The 14,828-nt window shown below is 53.1% G+C and carries 26 protein-coding genes and 1 pseudogene; 15 read left to right on the forward strand and 12 right to left on the reverse strand.

The annotated features are described in order from the left end of the window. Window positions 1-288 precede the first annotated feature (288 nt). The 12 genes and pseudogenes from DVA44_RS13370 to DVA44_RS13415 form a co-directional block, all read right to left on the reverse strand. On the reverse strand, window positions 289-873 hold the full coding sequence (locus DVA44_RS13370) for an HNH endonuclease (RefSeq protein ID WP_114387233.1): 585 nt from the start codon (window positions 871-873) through the stop codon (window positions 289-291). Between the two features lie 3 nt (window positions 874-876). Next, window positions 877-1,479, reverse strand: a complete 603-nt coding sequence (locus DVA44_RS13375; RefSeq protein WP_246843574.1) for a DUF551 domain-containing protein — start codon at window positions 1,477-1,479, stop codon at window positions 877-879. Continuing rightward, the gene (locus tag DVA44_RS13380) at window positions 1,476-1,745 is read right to left on the reverse strand and encodes a hypothetical protein (RefSeq protein ID WP_114387234.1); all 270 of its coding nucleotides are present in this window, start codon (window positions 1,743-1,745) and stop codon (window positions 1,476-1,478) included. The genes DVA44_RS13375 and DVA44_RS13380 overlap by 4 nt, the downstream gene beginning before the upstream one ends. A 4-nt stretch (window positions 1,746-1,749) precedes the next feature. After that, window positions 1,750-2,004 (reverse strand): hypothetical protein, encoded by a 255-nt coding sequence (locus tag DVA44_RS13385; RefSeq protein WP_114387235.1) that lies wholly within the window; start codon window positions 2,002-2,004, stop codon window positions 1,750-1,752. Continuing rightward, on the reverse strand, window positions 2,001-2,468 hold the full coding sequence (locus DVA44_RS26055; RefSeq protein WP_246843575.1) for a hypothetical protein: 468 nt from the start codon (window positions 2,466-2,468) through the stop codon (window positions 2,001-2,003). The genes DVA44_RS13385 and DVA44_RS26055 overlap by 4 nt, the downstream gene beginning before the upstream one ends. Then, entirely contained in the window at window positions 2,465-2,932 is a 468-nt protein-coding gene (locus DVA44_RS13395; protein WP_114387236.1) for a transcriptional regulator, read from the reverse strand. The genes DVA44_RS26055 and DVA44_RS13395 overlap by 4 nt, the downstream gene beginning before the upstream one ends. After that, window positions 2,929-4,815, reverse strand: a complete 1,887-nt coding sequence (locus DVA44_RS13400; protein WP_114387237.1) for a toprim domain-containing protein — start codon at window positions 4,813-4,815, stop codon at window positions 2,929-2,931. The genes DVA44_RS13395 and DVA44_RS13400 overlap by 4 nt, the downstream gene beginning before the upstream one ends. Window positions 4,816-4,926: 111 nt before the next feature. Beyond that, entirely contained in the window at window positions 4,927-5,337 is a 411-nt protein-coding gene (locus tag DVA44_RS26060) for a DNA replication O domain protein (protein ID WP_246843637.1), read from the reverse strand. Further along, window positions 5,325-5,780: pseudogene (locus tag DVA44_RS26065) on the reverse strand (replication protein); the annotation flags it as partial. The pseudogene DVA44_RS26065 and the gene DVA44_RS26060, both read right to left, overlap by 13 nt. Next, a complete protein-coding gene (locus DVA44_RS26070) occupies window positions 5,773-5,919 on the reverse strand; it encodes a hypothetical protein (RefSeq protein WP_224213928.1) in 147 nt (48 codons plus the stop codon). The pseudogene DVA44_RS26065 and the gene DVA44_RS26070, both read right to left, overlap by 8 nt. Before the next feature lie 96 nt (window positions 5,920-6,015). After that, the gene (locus tag DVA44_RS26075) at window positions 6,016-6,330 is read right to left on the reverse strand and encodes a hypothetical protein (RefSeq protein WP_246843576.1); all 315 of its coding nucleotides are present in this window, start codon (window positions 6,328-6,330) and stop codon (window positions 6,016-6,018) included. Between the two features lie 336 nt (window positions 6,331-6,666). Then, entirely contained in the window at window positions 6,667-6,912 is a 246-nt protein-coding gene (locus tag DVA44_RS13415; protein WP_114387238.1) for a helix-turn-helix domain-containing protein, read from the reverse strand. A 127-nt stretch (window positions 6,913-7,039) separates the two neighbouring features. On the opposite strand from DVA44_RS13415, the gene DVA44_RS13420 reads away from it, so the two are divergent. The 15 genes from DVA44_RS13420 (at window position 7,040) to DVA44_RS13495 (ending at window position 14,827) form a co-directional block, all read left to right on the forward strand. Further along, a complete protein-coding gene (locus tag DVA44_RS13420) occupies window positions 7,040-7,732 on the forward strand; it encodes a helix-turn-helix transcriptional regulator (RefSeq protein ID WP_114387239.1) in 693 nt (230 codons plus the stop codon). 589 nt (window positions 7,733-8,321) lie between these two features. After that, window positions 8,322-8,633, forward strand: a complete 312-nt coding sequence (locus tag DVA44_RS13425) for a hypothetical protein (RefSeq protein WP_114387240.1) — start codon at window positions 8,322-8,324, stop codon at window positions 8,631-8,633. 396 nt (window positions 8,634-9,029) lie between these two features. Further along, window positions 9,030-9,203, forward strand: a complete 174-nt coding sequence (locus tag DVA44_RS25705) for a hypothetical protein (RefSeq protein ID WP_168194487.1) — start codon at window positions 9,030-9,032, stop codon at window positions 9,201-9,203. Beyond that, window positions 9,200-9,358, forward strand: coding sequence for a hypothetical protein (locus tag DVA44_RS25710; RefSeq protein ID WP_168194488.1), 159 nt, complete (start codon window positions 9,200-9,202; stop codon window positions 9,356-9,358). Before DVA44_RS25705 ends, DVA44_RS25710 begins: the two co-directional genes overlap by 4 nt. Beyond that, the gene (locus DVA44_RS13440) at window positions 9,355-9,564 is read left to right on the forward strand and encodes a cell division protein FtsZ (protein WP_032612224.1); all 210 of its coding nucleotides are present in this window, start codon (window positions 9,355-9,357) and stop codon (window positions 9,562-9,564) included. The genes DVA44_RS25710 and DVA44_RS13440 overlap by 4 nt, the downstream gene beginning before the upstream one ends. Window positions 9,565-9,574: 10 nt before the next feature. Then, window positions 9,575-9,907 (forward strand): hypothetical protein, encoded by a 333-nt coding sequence (locus DVA44_RS13445; protein ID WP_114387243.1) that lies wholly within the window; start codon window positions 9,575-9,577, stop codon window positions 9,905-9,907. A 72-nt stretch (window positions 9,908-9,979) separates the two neighbouring features. Further along, complete coding sequence (gamL, locus tag DVA44_RS13450; RefSeq protein ID WP_114387244.1) at window positions 9,980-10,264, forward strand: host nuclease inhibitor GamL; 285 nt, start codon at window positions 9,980-9,982, stop codon at window positions 10,262-10,264. Window positions 10,265-10,287: 23 nt separating this feature from the next. Beyond that, window positions 10,288-11,184, forward strand: coding sequence for a RecT family recombinase (locus DVA44_RS13455; RefSeq protein WP_114387245.1), 897 nt, complete (start codon window positions 10,288-10,290; stop codon window positions 11,182-11,184). After that, window positions 11,181-11,663, forward strand: a complete 483-nt coding sequence (locus DVA44_RS13460) for a siphovirus Gp157 family protein (RefSeq protein WP_114387246.1) — start codon at window positions 11,181-11,183, stop codon at window positions 11,661-11,663. The genes DVA44_RS13455 and DVA44_RS13460 overlap by 4 nt, the downstream gene beginning before the upstream one ends. A 280-nt stretch (window positions 11,664-11,943) precedes the next feature. Further along, window positions 11,944-12,123, forward strand: coding sequence for a hypothetical protein (locus DVA44_RS13470; RefSeq protein WP_114387247.1), 180 nt, complete (start codon window positions 11,944-11,946; stop codon window positions 12,121-12,123). Next, window positions 12,120-12,671 carry a phage N-6-adenine-methyltransferase gene (locus tag DVA44_RS13475; protein WP_114387248.1) on the forward strand — a complete coding sequence of 184 codons (552 nt, stop codon included), beginning with the start codon at window positions 12,120-12,122 and terminating at the stop codon, window positions 12,669-12,671. The genes DVA44_RS13470 and DVA44_RS13475 overlap by 4 nt, the downstream gene beginning before the upstream one ends. 5 nt (window positions 12,672-12,676) lie before the next feature. Then, on the forward strand, window positions 12,677-12,892 hold the full coding sequence (locus DVA44_RS13480; RefSeq protein ID WP_114388424.1) for a hypothetical protein: 216 nt from the start codon (window positions 12,677-12,679) through the stop codon (window positions 12,890-12,892). A 2-nt stretch (window positions 12,893-12,894) separates the two neighbouring features. Next, window positions 12,895-13,998 (forward strand): DNA cytosine methyltransferase, encoded by a 1,104-nt coding sequence (locus DVA44_RS13485; RefSeq protein ID WP_114387249.1) that lies wholly within the window; start codon window positions 12,895-12,897, stop codon window positions 13,996-13,998. Beyond that, window positions 13,961-14,200: a DUF4222 domain-containing protein gene (locus DVA44_RS13490; RefSeq protein WP_114387250.1), complete on the forward strand. Its 240-nt coding sequence runs from the start codon at window positions 13,961-13,963 to the stop codon at window positions 14,198-14,200. Before DVA44_RS13485 ends, DVA44_RS13490 begins: the two co-directional genes overlap by 38 nt. 9 nt (window positions 14,201-14,209) lie before the next feature. Then, window positions 14,210-14,827 (forward strand): DUF5420 family protein, encoded by a 618-nt coding sequence (locus DVA44_RS13495; RefSeq protein ID WP_114387251.1) that lies wholly within the window; start codon window positions 14,210-14,212, stop codon window positions 14,825-14,827. Window position 14,828: the final 1 nt, after the last annotated feature.

Consider the following 14,828-nt stretch of genomic DNA (forward strand, 5'->3'; position numbering starts at 1 on the left):
CAGGCCGGTGCGTTGTTATTATGGCTCGTTGAGTCTGAATTATCAACGCAAGAAAAAGGCCTCCGGAGAGGCCTGATTTTATTTCAGAAGTGCGTCAGCCATTGAAGAATGCACGTCTGATTTTACGCACATCCCAAATGACGCATGATGCAAATACTCCCGACGCGAACCCCATAAAGCTATTGCCGCTCTCGATGAATAACCACGCAGACATTGCCAGGCTTAATGCAGGCCAGATTAGAATTGCTAACGCAAGCGCAGCCCACTTCGGCAGAGTGAATAACGTCATCACTTCACCTCCTGTTGCGGTGCTGCTGGCAATGGTAAGTGAGACCATGACTCGCCAGTAACAACCCTAATTATTGTTCGTTTCGACACTCCATATCTTTTAGACAGAACCCCATAGGAAGCTCCAGAACATCGAAGTGATCTTATTTCAATAACGCTTTCATCGTTTAATTTCGAGTTAGCCTGTTTTTCCCCTTTGTGTGCTGGCAGGTGGGATCTATTTCTTAGGCCCGTATCCCACGCATGTTGTCTATTTTCCTGAGATGTAACCCACTCCAGATTGCTTAGTTGTGGGTTCGATTTATCCCCATCGATATGATTTACTTCAGGCTTACCATCAGGATTTGGCAAAAATGCCTCTGCAACCAGCCTGTGTATCCTTGCAATTTCCCTTCGGCCATTTGAAGCGTCGCTCAGCCTTACAACGCAATATCCATCCGAGTTAAGGAACGGGTTTAGCTGCTTACCTTTAAATCTCTGCTTGGTGCCATCTCGCCTAATAATTACTCTTGGGATGCTTAGTACAACCCCACGTTCATTAACCTGATAGATTCCTTCCCAACCTACAACTGGTAAGAATTCCATGAATCACTCCTTCGGCTGGTTTGGCAGTGGCATCCAATGAGTAACCCGGCCGCCATTTTCGCTTTCAACCCACCACCGGTCACCATTCCATGAGCAATTCCACTGGTAGTGGGATTTACCCAGACTGTTCTGCTCTTCGACGTAGCACCAGTAACGCCCGATTTCAGTCGGTATCCGCTCACTGCACGGAATCCACCCCTGAGCAGGTTCGGCACCCTGAAGCATGGCGGCGCTGCAGGCGCGAAAAGCAGACATTACCGCCAGGACACCACGATTCCATGCATACTCGTCAATGGCGTCTGACTTCCGGCAGATATCAATCGCTGCTTCGAATATCGCGGATTCATCCGGCACCGCTGGCTGCGGTAACTGTGGTGCTGCGTAGAGCGGCTGAGCTGTTACGCTACCCCTCGTTTCCCTATTTTCTTCTGTGTATCGCCAACAACCTTCAGCATCGTCTGACCATCTCCAGCGCCACGCCACCGGCTCCTGCTCCATGCTGGCGAGCAACTGGCGGGCCATTTCCATCTGTTCGCCGCGAGTTAATCCGTACTCAAGCGGTTTGTTGATAAATAGTTCTAAACGCTCTTTGGTAAATTCCATCATTTAAATCCCTCCAGCAGTGGCAGGCGGTACAGTTTTATTACGCGGCGCTCGTCGGCATGAGGAGTAACATGCTTGCAGGTGAACAGGTAGCCACATCCGCCTCGATCGACATCGCGCAACTCTACTTCGTCAGTCCATCCAGCAGGCTCAGCCGTCAGCGCTGCCAGTGCAATTTCCATAAGGCGCTTTGTTTTTTCAGAGCAGAAGCAATGCTCAAGGTTGTAGCGCACCTCTGCAATCAACTGCTCTTTCGTAAATTCAGCCATATCCCTACTCCCCAACCTTAGTGATGATGCCAGCGGTTACCAGTTCTGCGGTGTTGGCCTCCTGGCGAAGTTGCTCGCCGCAATCCACGCAGTAGTTATCGCTTGGCTTGGCGCGACGGTGCTGACATTTGCCGTCAGGCCACTGGCAAATGGCGCAGAACTTCCCTTCAGGTGTCCAAGTGGTACCGCCGTCGTGTTTGCAGTACGACTGAAAGCGATGCTCGAGTTCTTCGTAAGTTGGTTTGGCTAATCTGCTCATTCGTCACCTCCCTGGCTAACGCCGATGGCGAAGCTACGCACCCCCTGCTGCACCCATGTGGAAAACTGATCGCTTTTGGCTGCCATCTCTACCGCGCTGGCCCGCACTTCAGCCAGGAAGGCGTCTGTGGCCGGGGTTTGCACATCGCACATGAATTCAAGAGCGGCATTGCCATCACCGTTGTTGAATTCCCACGCTGAGGAATAAAACTCGATTCCGGGCCATGTGGCGAGTTTGTTCATTTTCTCATTCAACGCCGCATTCTCAGCAGTCAGCGCCGCGCACTTGGCTTCGAGCGCGTTAGTAGCCGCCTGCCATGCATTCCACATGCCATCAAGTTCCGATTCGTCATCGTCAATCTTGTAGCCATCGCCATCGCGCCAGGCCGCCCAGCCGAATCTTGGAGGCTTTCCGTTGTGATAATTAATTTCCCACCACGTTTCGAATTCTTCTCTGCTGCTCATACTTCTGCTCTCCCGCCCCTGACTGAAGCCAGGCACTGATTGAATAGGTTGGTTAAAGGGTTGACCATGCCAAAGATGTACGGTGCGCTCTTGCTGTAGTTCCACACTTTCGCTCGGCCCAGCCATTGCCGGTGCACCTCACCCTGCTTGCTTAGTGATGCAAGAATCTGCGAGGTGACTTGCATCTCAAGACCTGTCGCGGCTGCAATAGCCGATGAAGCTCCTTCGTTTCCAGCCTCCAGATAGTCCAGAACCGCTTTACGCCGGTTCGCATGAAGCTCGGTCAACCGATAACGCTTGATGCCGTTATGGGCGCTGTAGATTTCAAGCTGGCCTGATTCTGTGAGTTCCCGGAGGAGTTGGGTAATGCGGGATTTTGGTGCGCCGGTTAAAGTGTGGAATTCTCTGGATGATGTCGGTTTGTTGGTTTCAAGGTGGTGAAGTATTTTTTCTCGGGTGTTCATGTGCCTTGCCTCACGTTATCGCCTGCCCAGACCTCGTTGTATTCAGAGACCGGCATGTTGGCGATGTAGTTGTACGGGGATGCTGTTTCGGTGGGTAAGAACTGGTGCGAGTTTGCATCGAGGTAAAGCGGTATTCCGCCTTCCCATCCCTCGCCGTTACGCTGCTTCTCAAGCATCAGGACAGATGCGGGAGCGGCCAGCGCCTTGCGTTCCTTGTCGTCCAGTTCCTCACCCTGCTGGTCTTTCTGAATGGCCTTCTCTCGAACCTTGTTGCGCCAGATGATGAAAAGGTTATCGGTGAGGTCGGTGATCGAACCTGAACCCTTAACGTCCATCTTGCCGGTAGGCTTCTCCTCGCTGTCTCCCTTGCGACTATGGGTAACGAGCAGGACGTGAGTATTGGTTTTGTTCTTGAAGTCACACAGAGCGTCTACGAAGGCTTTCTGGCCGTTGTAGTCGTCATCCCCTATTCCGCATTTCATCAGGCTGTCGATGATGAACAGCTCGATGCCGTAACGCTTCCAGGCGTAGGTGAAGATTTCGATCAGCCGATCAGCTTTGGCGGTTCCCGTCAGGCCGAATAGCCATAGCCGGTCATCGTAAAACTTGAAGGCCGATTCGATTTCAAGCTGCGGCGGCAGTTTCAGGCAGGTTGACTGCCGGGTCAGGCGTTTCAGCAGGATGCCGGGCTTAATCTCCAGTGAAGCGACGCAGGTCTTAACCCCCTGGCGCATGGCTTCCAGCGCCATATGCCCCACCACTTCGGTCTTGCCGTGGCCGTTAACGCCGTTGACCAGCGTCAGCTCAGCCTGGCGGAACGCGAAGTTGTGATTCAGGCATTCCCACGGGCTGTAGAACAGGCTTTGCTCTTTGCTGTAGAAGGCGTTGATGGTGTCCTGATAAAACTCCCTGGCGCTGTAAAGCTCCTCAGGGTCGAAAAATGATGCCCGTTCCAGATATCCCACGATGTCATCGGAAGAGATACCCGCCATCAGGCACTCGTTGATGTCTTTGTGAGGAAGTTTTACCAGGCGGCAACGGTGTTCACCCAGGCGGGTTGCAATTTCTCTGGCGGCTGTCTGGCCTACTTCGTCGCTGTCCATGCTGATCCAGATTTCGTCGAACCGGTCCAGGTTGTGATACTCGAATTCAATCCACTGCTGCTTGGCCCCCTTCCCCCCGCCAAACGGCACGGACAGCGCCGGGAACCCGTACTCGTAGTAACTCATGCAGTCGATTTCACCTTCGCAGAGGATGACGATCCGCATGTTCTTTGGGATAGCCTGCCAGCCATACAGACACGGCTCGCAATCACCCTCAGCCATGATGACCTTCTTACCGTCAGGCCGTTCGGTGCTGATGCGCTTGACCTGCAACAACTCACCGTCCCGCTTGTAGGGGAATGCCAGCGCGTCCAGCTCTCGCTCTCCGTTCCAGACCTTAGCCGCAGCAACCCCGTACAGCTTCGCCGTCTCTGCGGAGATACCGCGAGTGGCAAGATATTCGATGTGCTTTTCGGTTTTGGTGAGGTAGCGGGAGATTTTCTTGCGATCTGGCCGGGAGAATTTCTTTTGCTGCTTTGCTGCGAAGTGGTGGTCGTCGTCCTTGATGCCCAGAAACTCTTTGGCTTCGGTCATCGCCTGGTGTAACCCGCAATCCCTGACGGCTACCCAGAGGTCCAGCAGATCGCCAGCGGTTCCCTCTGCAAAGTCAGACCAGACTTTCTTCCCTGCCAGGTTAACCTTGAGGCTCTTCCCTGACTCCCCGTTGATACTGCCGGCCACCCATTCGTGACTTTCTCGCTTACCGTTTGGCAGCAGGTATTTCGCCACCCTTTCGACCTGATTCCATAGCAGGTCACTCAATTCGCTTGGCGTCGTCATGATGCCCTCAAATCAAACTTATTGAACCAGTACCGGACAAACCCATCGCTCAGTAAGCCGTGGTTGTAACCGGCAATTAGCAATGCCTTGAACCGTGATTTCATCGTGACCTCAGTAGTAAACGTATCCGCTCTTGCTGACGGTCACGGTTGGCTTCTGGCCTGACGATTCAAGGGATGCGGCTGGCTTCTCGTCCTCCCACCGCCTCCCGTTCAGGTAGGTTGCTGGATAAAGTTTCTCGAATCCGAACTGCTTACCCATCCGGGAGGAGATATCTCCTGCAAGGAACGAAGCGAACTGATCCGGGGTGCCACCGTTAGCGCGACGCCACTCCTGGTACTGAGTTCTGAATGCTGACTTGGCATTTTTCTTTCCGGTCTTACACATCCCTGCAAGCCAGAAAATCTTCTCGAATGCCTCATCGGTTGCCTGGTGTTTGTTTGAAGGCTGAGGTGGTTTTTCGTCCTCCGCTCGAACTTGTTCGGGCAGAGTGTTTTTAATGTCTTTATTGTCTTTTGTAATAGTGTCTTTTGTGTCCCCCTGTTTTGAGGGATTCGACTCCCTCAATTTGAGGGATGTTTTATCCCCTGTTTTGAGGGATTCCCCTCATTTTGAGGGATGCACCATTCATCGATGTTTTTGTTAGGCCCGAACATGCCGCCTTGCTGCTTGATGACGTTCATTCTGACAAGCTCTAACTTCGCTTCATTGCACCGTTTGACCGGCAACTTTGTGATCTCGCTAAGCTGAGAATCGCTGATCCTGTCCATCGGCTTATTCCACCCGTAGGTTTTACGCAGAATAGCGAGCAGCACTTTGAAGTGTCGCTTGGTCAGATCAGCGCCTGAATAAGCTTCAAGGAGCATATTTGACAGCCTGGCGTACCCATCATCGAGTTCTGCCACACGACGCTCCACGACCGTCAGAGACGGTCTGATTGGTGTTACTGTTGCAGGGCTACTCATGACCGTTCTCCTTCCGCTTTAGTTCTTCGATGATGGCTCTCAGCTTTACGCCAACAGCCGGGTTACAGGATTTGATGAACCGGTCACGAGCAATATTTTTATGTACTGCCGCCTGGTACAACCGAGGTTTTTTTGGCATAATTACTCCTGAAATTAGTGTTGTTGACGTGACACAGTGTTTGGAAGGCTCTTGAAGTTACCGCTTCAAGGGCTTTCGCTTTTTTGGTAGTACCCATCACATAATCCCCGGCGCCATAGCTGTCAGACTCGTTACGACAGCGGCTATAGACTCAGTCGGCAGCAACCTCAGCAATGCCTCAGCAGCTTCCCTGACCTCTTTCTCATGGCGTTTGATAGGCTCACCAAGCAACTTTGCCTGATGTGCTTCTCCACACTCTTTGATCGCTTCTGCTATCAGCTCAGACTCGGTTTTAGCGACCAGACCAAACTCACGCGCCACCTTCTCGTTATCACGCGCCATGACGGCGGTAATTACGGGAATCAGCATCATCAGGTTCTTGTCGTTCTTGGGGCCGGGCTCGTTAACCATGCGGAAGAAGTTCTGCTTTGTGTTGTGCTTTGATCATGCCAGGAGAAGACCTCTTCCCCCCTGTGCCATCCACTCCTGTGCGACGAGTTGGGATATGTGATCCTGAGCCGCCCCAGGCGTTGCTTTGTGCCATGCCCGAACAGCATCACGGATACGGTCGAGCTTACTGGTATTGCGCGGAACACCTTGATAAATCGATATCAACGGGGATGCGTTTCCAGTGTTATGATTTTGATAAGTAAGTGAATGCATATGTTTGCTCTTAATTAATCGAATGTTCTTGGCTGATTACTCAGCCGGTAAATTTGGTTCCAAATTGTTAAAGAGCGGTGTTGCTTACATGCTTGTCGGATGTGGGAACAGAGCTGGAAGGTCAGGCCGGAATTCATGAGCAGCCACCTTCCCGTCTACTGCCTTCACCAGGTCGGGCACGAAAGCTGGGGAAATGCGTTTCTTGCCGTTTAGCCAGTCACAGATCGTTGACTGCGCCTTGCCACAACGACGGGCCAGTTCTTTTTGACTGCCAGCAATGGCAATCGCTTTTTCTACTGCGGAGTTCTTCTCTACTGTTGGGGTCTTCATAATCACCTCAGCTATCAGTTTAAAGCGATTATGGATATCACTTTAGCGAATGTCAATCGCATAGGCGATTTTTTGCTAAATAATCGCTTGAGCGATAGGATTAAAGGGGTCATTTACAGAGGTGAATATGGGATTCTCAGAGCGCCTGTCGCAGGCGATGAAACTTGCTGGTTACACTCAAGGCCGTTTAGCCAAAGATGTCGGCATGGCTCAGTCCAGCGTCAATAAGCTGCTTAAAGATGCCAATGGTTCGCGCAAGACTGTTGAGATCGCCTCTGTACTCGGCGTTCGCCCTGAATGGCTGTCGACTGGTGAGGGAGAAATGGGTGCCGGTAGCCTCCGTGAGCCTAATGCGCTATACCAGGTAAAAGCCTCTGCAAATGGGATCTACCGCGTGGATGTACTCGACGTAAAAGCCAGCGCTGGCCCTGGCTCACTTGTGACCAGTGATTTCATTGAGACGATTAGAGCTATCGAATACACCACGGAACAGGCTCGAGTCCTTTTCGGCAATCGACCAGCTCATCATGTGAAAGTGATTACCGTTAACGGTGACAGCATGGATGGCACGATAAGTCCCGGAGATCAGATCTTCGTCGATACAGGCATTACGCATTTTGATGGGGATGGAGTTTACGTATTTGTGTTCGGCAAAACTCTGCACGTTAAGCGCCTACAGATGCAGCGTGACCGCCTGGCTGTCATCTCAGATAACCCGATTTATGAGAAATGGTACGTTGAGCCAGGGGATGAGGACACGTTCTACGTTATGGCTAAGGTCCTGCTCAGGCAGTCGATAGACTACAAACGATTCGCATAACCCGCTACGGCGGGTTTTTTATTGCCTATAAATCACCGCTTCGATTGTTTCCCGCCTTAAACGCGATACTCGCTTCACTTTTTTCACTTCGCTGATAAAAAAATATCACTTTAACATTCAACCATTTATCGCTTTATCTATTATAAATATCGTTTTGGCGATTGACTCAAATAATCGCTTTAGCTATTGTTAAGCCCAAGACGAACGGCGCACCACTACCGCCCCGTCATGCTCTTTAACAATATGCAGAGTTTTACAGCGTCAATGACCTGTTTAGACCCCTACACGAAAACGTGGCGTAGCACCGGGTGCGATCCGGCCGGTGTGAGGTTATCCCCGCGCGAGAGCGAGAACGGCGTGAGAATGGGCAACACTGGCAGGAAGTTGGCGCTGACCAATACAGGGAATGTTTTGGGGTGTGGTGACCGAGCCTAAAAGTAATCGTTAGTAACGCTCACAGGCGTGAAACGAATCGGGATGGCGGTGAGCGCAACTGTGATGGAGCTGCAACGTCACATTCACCACACCACCAAAGCATTTCAATGAGCGGGTCGAGTGGCCTGCGGTGAATAAACAAAGGGGTGAGGGTATGGCGAAACATGCGATTTTTGAGCTTTCTATGCCCAATCGTGGGTCATGGAATGGCGGCTGGTCTGGGGCGAGTGACAAGTACGTTAAGAGTCGCGAGTTGCCTTTGAAGGGCAACGATAACGTTAAGGATGGCGCTTACCATTACTACAATTTCGGCGACGGATGGGGTGCCGGAATCACGGTGAGAATTGTGGATGGTGCTAAGGCGAAGAATGCAGAAATCAAAGGCAGTAAGGGGTTCTGCGGCTACGACTGGATGATTGATAGCATCATGAAAAACGGAAAGATTGTTTATGAGAAGGCTGCGTAACGCGGCCTTTTTTACGCGGGTAACTACAGAGGGTAAGGGTATGGAGTTTAAAAAGGGAGATGTTGTTACGTGGTCAAGCCAGGCCGCGGGCAGCTGGAAGACGAAAACTGGTGTGATTACGGAAGTCTGGGAATACAAAAAACAAACGCGTTACACCGTAAAAGTTGATCCCAAGGAAGGGTCGACGGCTAAACCGAAGTTTTACTACCCGCGCACATCAGCACTACAGAAGGTGTCATGACCCGCTCCGGCGGGTTTTTTATTGCTCATACCCCAGCAACTTCACAGAGGTTGCTCAGTTATGAGACGGCGGCCATCCACCGCCACCCGTAAGTTTTCGCGCATCCAGGCGCAGGGGTTTTTTACGTTCAGCGGCCCGCACGGGCGGAGATGATTATGTCCAGACATTGTGAAAATTGCGGATGTGCTATCCGCTCCGGTTATTGCACCAACTGCCAGGAAGAAGCGTATATCGCCTTCGCCCAGGCTCCCGAAATGGAGTTCAGCGAAGAGTTTATGCGCGCTGCATTCCAGCAGGATTCCGAGAGTCGCAACCGGGAGGCCTCATGACAGTCACCCACAACGGCAAGCAGTACACCGCATCGAAGATAAACGATAACGAGTGGAAGCTCTCATCGGTCGATAAGCCGCGTGAATCCATAACCCTGAACCGTCAGCAGATGGCGTATGCCGGGTTGCTTGAGCAGGTGGAGAAACAATCATGATTGCCCACTACGGAACCACCCCCATCATTCGCCAGTGTATCGAGCCTGGCATGATGGCGCTGCACGAAGGCCGCACCTACCGCGTGTCAGCTGTCATCCACGAACGCAAATGGGTGTACCTGCACACCGATGCGGAAATCATCCGGGTTAACGACCGCGTGATCGACGTGCTGCTCGACGGCACCGGCCAGCCAATTCAGCACTGAGGGGATGAGCATGCAAATCAAGGAAACCAAAAACGTATGGATGGTGCTTGGTAACACTGACCTTACGGAAGGCAGAGGCAGGTCGTTAGTTCTGCATGTATGCGAAACCAAAGAGACTGCCATTCGCTTAGGAAAAGGCCGTTATGTCATGGGCAGCGATTGCCCGATTGAGCAAACTACTGCTGTAAGGGTTGGTTATCGCTGGCTTGCGCCGGTCGAAATTGAACCTGAGTCATCAGCAGATAAGGACTTGCGCATCAAGAGAGAACAGCGCGAATTGCTCATGAAGAAAATGCGAGAGCAAGGTTTCTCAGAAGAAGAGATCGCCATTCTCGGAAAGTAATCCCCCACCCCATTTCACATCTGGCAGCCAATCGGTGCCGGGTGACGCATAACCAGATTTCAGGAGTAACCCATGGCCGCATATCGCGCATACGACCACATAGAGGACCGTCACTGGGTCGAGCAGCAGTTAACCGACGAGAAAGAGGACTGGATTGATAAGCGTGCGCAGGAGATTATCGCCATCCTTCCGAAAGATGCCGTCAGCCTGTTCCTTTTCTCTGTGCCAGCCAATTCCAACCCACGCGAAGGCCTGCGCCATGACAGCGCTATAGAGGCTTATAACAACCTTGCAACGGCAGTGGCATACGCCCAGGCAGAGCATGACTGGGAACACCGCACCGGCTGCCCGTTCTGAAAACAGATTATCAGGAGTAAATGATGAGCTTCAGCATCGTTGAGTTCGTTAAACAGCAGGAGCCGCTCTTTGCCGGGGCGGTCACTGATCAGTCCGTAACGTGGGCGAAAGAAAGCCAGTTCGCAATTCAGGCATTTCAGCGAAACGACAGGCTGGCTACAACGGCAATCAGCAACCCGGCCAGCGCACAGAACGCGATCATCAACGTGGCCGCCATCGGCATCACGCTGAACCCGGCAAGCAAGCTGGCGTATCTGGTGCCGAGAGACGGCATGGTGTGTCTCGATATCAGCTATATGGGCCTGCTTCACCTCGCACAGGCTACCGGCTCCATCAAGTGGGGCCAGTGCAAGCTGGTCTACTCAAACGACACCTACGAGTCGAACGGCCTCGATACTGCGCCAACTCACAAATATAACGCCTTCGGTGACCGCGGCGCGGTGGTTGGCGGCTACTGCACGGTGAAAACGCCTGATGGTGACTACCTGACGGAAGAAATGAGCCTTGCAGAGATTAAGGCTACAGAAGCAACCAGCAAGGCCAAGAACGGCCCCTGGAAGAACTTCTGGGAGGAGATGGCGCGTAAGACCATCGTCAAGCGCGCCAGTAAGTATTGGCCCCGCGCTGAGCGTCTGGATAACGCGATCCACGTCATCAACGAAGATGAGGGAATCCACCATGAGCCGGTTATGGCCCACACGCCAGAAAGCGAAGTAATCCTGTCTGAAGAGCAGAGAAAGCAGGAACTTCACGACAAGGTTTCGGCGCTGTGCGATGAAATGGAACGCGCTGAAACCATGCACGACCTGAAAATGCACTTCCAGGCGGCCTACAGAATGACGGCCGGCATGAAGCTGCAGCAGAACGTTCAGGCCATCTACAGCGAGTGCAAAATGAAGTTTGAGGAGGTGGCGCAATGACCGCCCTCTACAAAATAGCCAATGACTTCGCCAAGCTGACAGACTCCGATATGGACCCGGAGATGATTGCCGACACCCTGGACGGCATCGAGTGGGAGCTTGAAGCGAAAGTGGAGCAGATCCTGGCGGCCTGCAAAAACGAGCAGGCCTATGCGGAGACGCTAAAAGAAGAGTCCCGCAAACTGGCTGAACGTGCAAAGGCTGCAGAGAACCGAGTGGTTAGCATGAAGGAGTATGTTGCCCGGTCTCTCGATACCGCAGGCAAGACTTCCATCAAAGCCGGGGTCCACCAAGTAACCGTCAGGGCCCCATCCAAGTCAGTTGAGATTACCGATGCCGCCGCCCTGCCCGCTGAATATGTCGAATATGAAACCACCATCAAAGCGGACAAGTTGGCTATCAAGCATAAGCTCGAAGCCGGAATCGATATCCCCGGCGCGCGCATCAAAGTCGGTAAGCCATCCCTTCTTATCAAGTAGGCACCATGGAAAGAAAAGGACTCTATCAGGTCAGAGGAAACCAATTGAGCCACGGAAGGCCATGGGACGCATCAGACATCGCATCTGTCAGGGAAATGGCTGGCTCCATTCATTCAAAGCATATCGCCAGAAAAATCAATCGCTCATACGAATCACTTCGCCAGATGTGCAAGCGCGAGGGCATTAGTTTGCGGCTTGTCAGTGACAAAGCTTGCTCCATGAGCGCGAAATTAACTGACCGGGATTATATCGGTCGCTTAGGTCACGTGAGGAACGACTGATGAAACAGTGGTCACGAGAAGAATTGGCGCTCCTGTGGCGCCACAACAATACCGAAGTCGCAGCAATGACCGGGCGCAGCATCGAGGAGGTAGGCGATCGCCGCCTGCAGGCCAATATCGAGCGCAACGGGTGGGATAAGAAAGACCCGGCGGCGGTGACTAAATGGGAGGCGGCATGACCGATTACACCGGAAGTAACACGCCAGCAGATCAGCGTGATTTATGGCGAACGCCACCGGCACTGTTCGCCGCACTGGATGCTGAGTTCTGCTTTCAACTGGACGCCGCCGCAGCACCTCATAACGCACTATGCCGCAAGTTCATCACCGCCGAGCAGAACACGCTGGAAACACCGTGGGCCGATTACCTCACCATTCCAGGATATGCCTGGTTGAATCCACCTTATAGCGACATCACGCCATTCGTGAAGAAAGCAGCGGCAGAGAGCAAGAATCAGATCGGCACCGTCATGCTGGTTCCGGCTGATACGTCCGTCGGCTGGTTCCGTGAGGCTATCGAGACTGCCAGCGAGGTGCGCTTCATCACTGCCGGGCGGCTGGCATTCATCAACCCGGTCACCGGTAAGCCGGTATCGGGTAACAATAAAGGATCGATGCTCATCATCTGGCGACCGTACCAGCGCACACACTGCGAGTCCACTTTCGTGGAGCGCGACGTATTAATGACTTTCGGAGCGAAACTTCTCGCCCGGCGAGAGGCGGCATGAAGCGAATGACTACCGAACAGGAGAATGCCTTGCGCGCTACGGCAAGAAAATGCAGCGATGAGCTAAAGGCTGAGCTGGCGAAGAAGCCAAGGCCGAAATTCGACACAGTCAGCAGGCCGCTACTGGCTAAGCACTTCGAGAAGATAAAGGGACTTGGTGTCCCTTTTTTATTATTCGTCTACACGATTGGTCGGATCAACGGCCAGTTTAAGGAGCACTGACCATGGCTGCCATCATCGGCAATAAACCCTGGGCGCTCTACAACGAAATCGACCCATTCGCAGCTCAATGGCTGCGTAACCTGATCGCCGGCGGTCACATCGCGCCTGGCGAAGTTGACGAACGGAGTATTGAAGATGTCACACCTGACGACCTGCGAGGATTCACCCAGGTACACATGTTTGCAGGGATTGGGGTCTGGTCCCATTCCCTCCGCCTCGCCGGATGGCCTGACGACAAACCGGTCTGGACAGGTTCCTGCCCGTGCCAGCCTTTCAGCGCGGCAGGCAAAGGAGATGGGTTTGCTGACGAGCGGCACCTTTGGCCAGCCTTCTTCCACCTCATCAGCGAGCGCAGACCTCAGCATGTCTTTGGCGAGCAGGTTGCAGCTGGTAACGCAAACGCATGGTTCGACCTTGTACAGGCAGACCTGGAAGGAATGGACTACACCTTCGGGCTTGTGCCGTTTACGTCAGCGGGCATCGGTGCTCCGCACATCAGAGAGCGGGCCTACTGGGTGGCCCACGCCAACAGCCAAATCGACGACCGGCGCGGGAACGTCCGGGCGCATGGGTGGGATGAATATTCAGACGGCGGTAACCCTGGCAAGCTGGCCGACTCCAACCACGATCGACAACAATCAGGTTGCGGGTCATGCGGCGGCGGCAAATGCGCCAAAGCGCGGATCCACTCTGGGCGGAGCCTCGAGGCTTGCGGGCTGGGTAACTCCAACGTCTCGGGATTGGAAGGATTCTGCGGGGATGACGGCTCAGCGGGATGGAAAGGACAGGCTGGATCAGCTGCCGCGTCAGGCGTACACATGCGGCCCCTTGAGGTTAACGGTTTTTGGCGTGATGCAGACTGGCTCTTATGTCGAGATGGAAAATGGCGTCCAGTTGAACCCGGCACATTCCCGCTGGTTGATGGGGCTGTCGCACGCCTGGGACGAGTCGAGTCCGGGGTGGCAAGAATGGCAAGCAGCAACCGCACCGGAAGACTCAGAGGTTACGGCAACGCCATAAACGCACAGGCGGCCGCCGCTTTCATTAGTGCTTATATGGAGTCAGCCAATGTTCAAGCTAATCCAGCGCGGCCAGATATTCGCTGACCAGCATAACTGGCCCGTAATTATTCATTCCACCACATCAGAAGTGGTCCGCTACTGGCGACAGGGGCGGATCAACACCGCTTCAATCGACCGCTTTATTAACGATTTCGAACCGCTAGACCACCGGGAGGCGGAGCAGATCCGCGCCGAACTTGAGACGAGCGAGCACATTAAACGGCTTCGCGCTATGCGTGCGGCATGAGGAGAGATTATGTCAGACCAAAGCAAATTTTATGATTATTACATGGTTGAAGGCGATGAAGTGAAGTCGCTTATTGCAGGTTATGACGATATCAGAGAGCAGCGTAACTCTATTCTGCCTGAAGCGGCAGGCAAGGTCGGCGCTATTGCGTGGACAACTTCCAGCGGATGGGGTGGTGGCGGAGGTTTGCTTAATGGATTTGTGTGGGAGAAGGGATATCAATTCCCCTGCCCTATGACCATTAAGCGTGAAGAGATGTTTGATGGTAAGCGAGTGGTGCTGGGAAGAGGGAAAGGGAATACAAAAGAGGGCCGGGCTTTCAACAAAGAGCTCGACTCGGTAATGGAGGAAGCCAACAAAAAGCTGAAATCTCTGCCTGAGTGGAAAGACTACATCGTTAACCACTACGGAATTATGCGAACCGGCATCGGCGGCCAGTCTGGGCGTGGCTTCGGTTTCGCGATGCTCTCTACTTATGGCGGTAAGCACCCGGGCCGTGATGACTGCTTGGTATTCGCTATCCCGAACAATAAAGAAGAGCGGCATGGCGAAATAGAGATACCTGGAAGCTTCCAGAAAATAACCTACGGGCAGTTTTACGACATCGTTAACCAGCCGAATGAATGAC

Origin of the sequence: Leclercia sp. W17 (assembly GCF_003336325.1) — a bacterium.
GTDB lineage: Bacteria > Pseudomonadota > Gammaproteobacteria > Enterobacterales > Enterobacteriaceae > Enterobacter.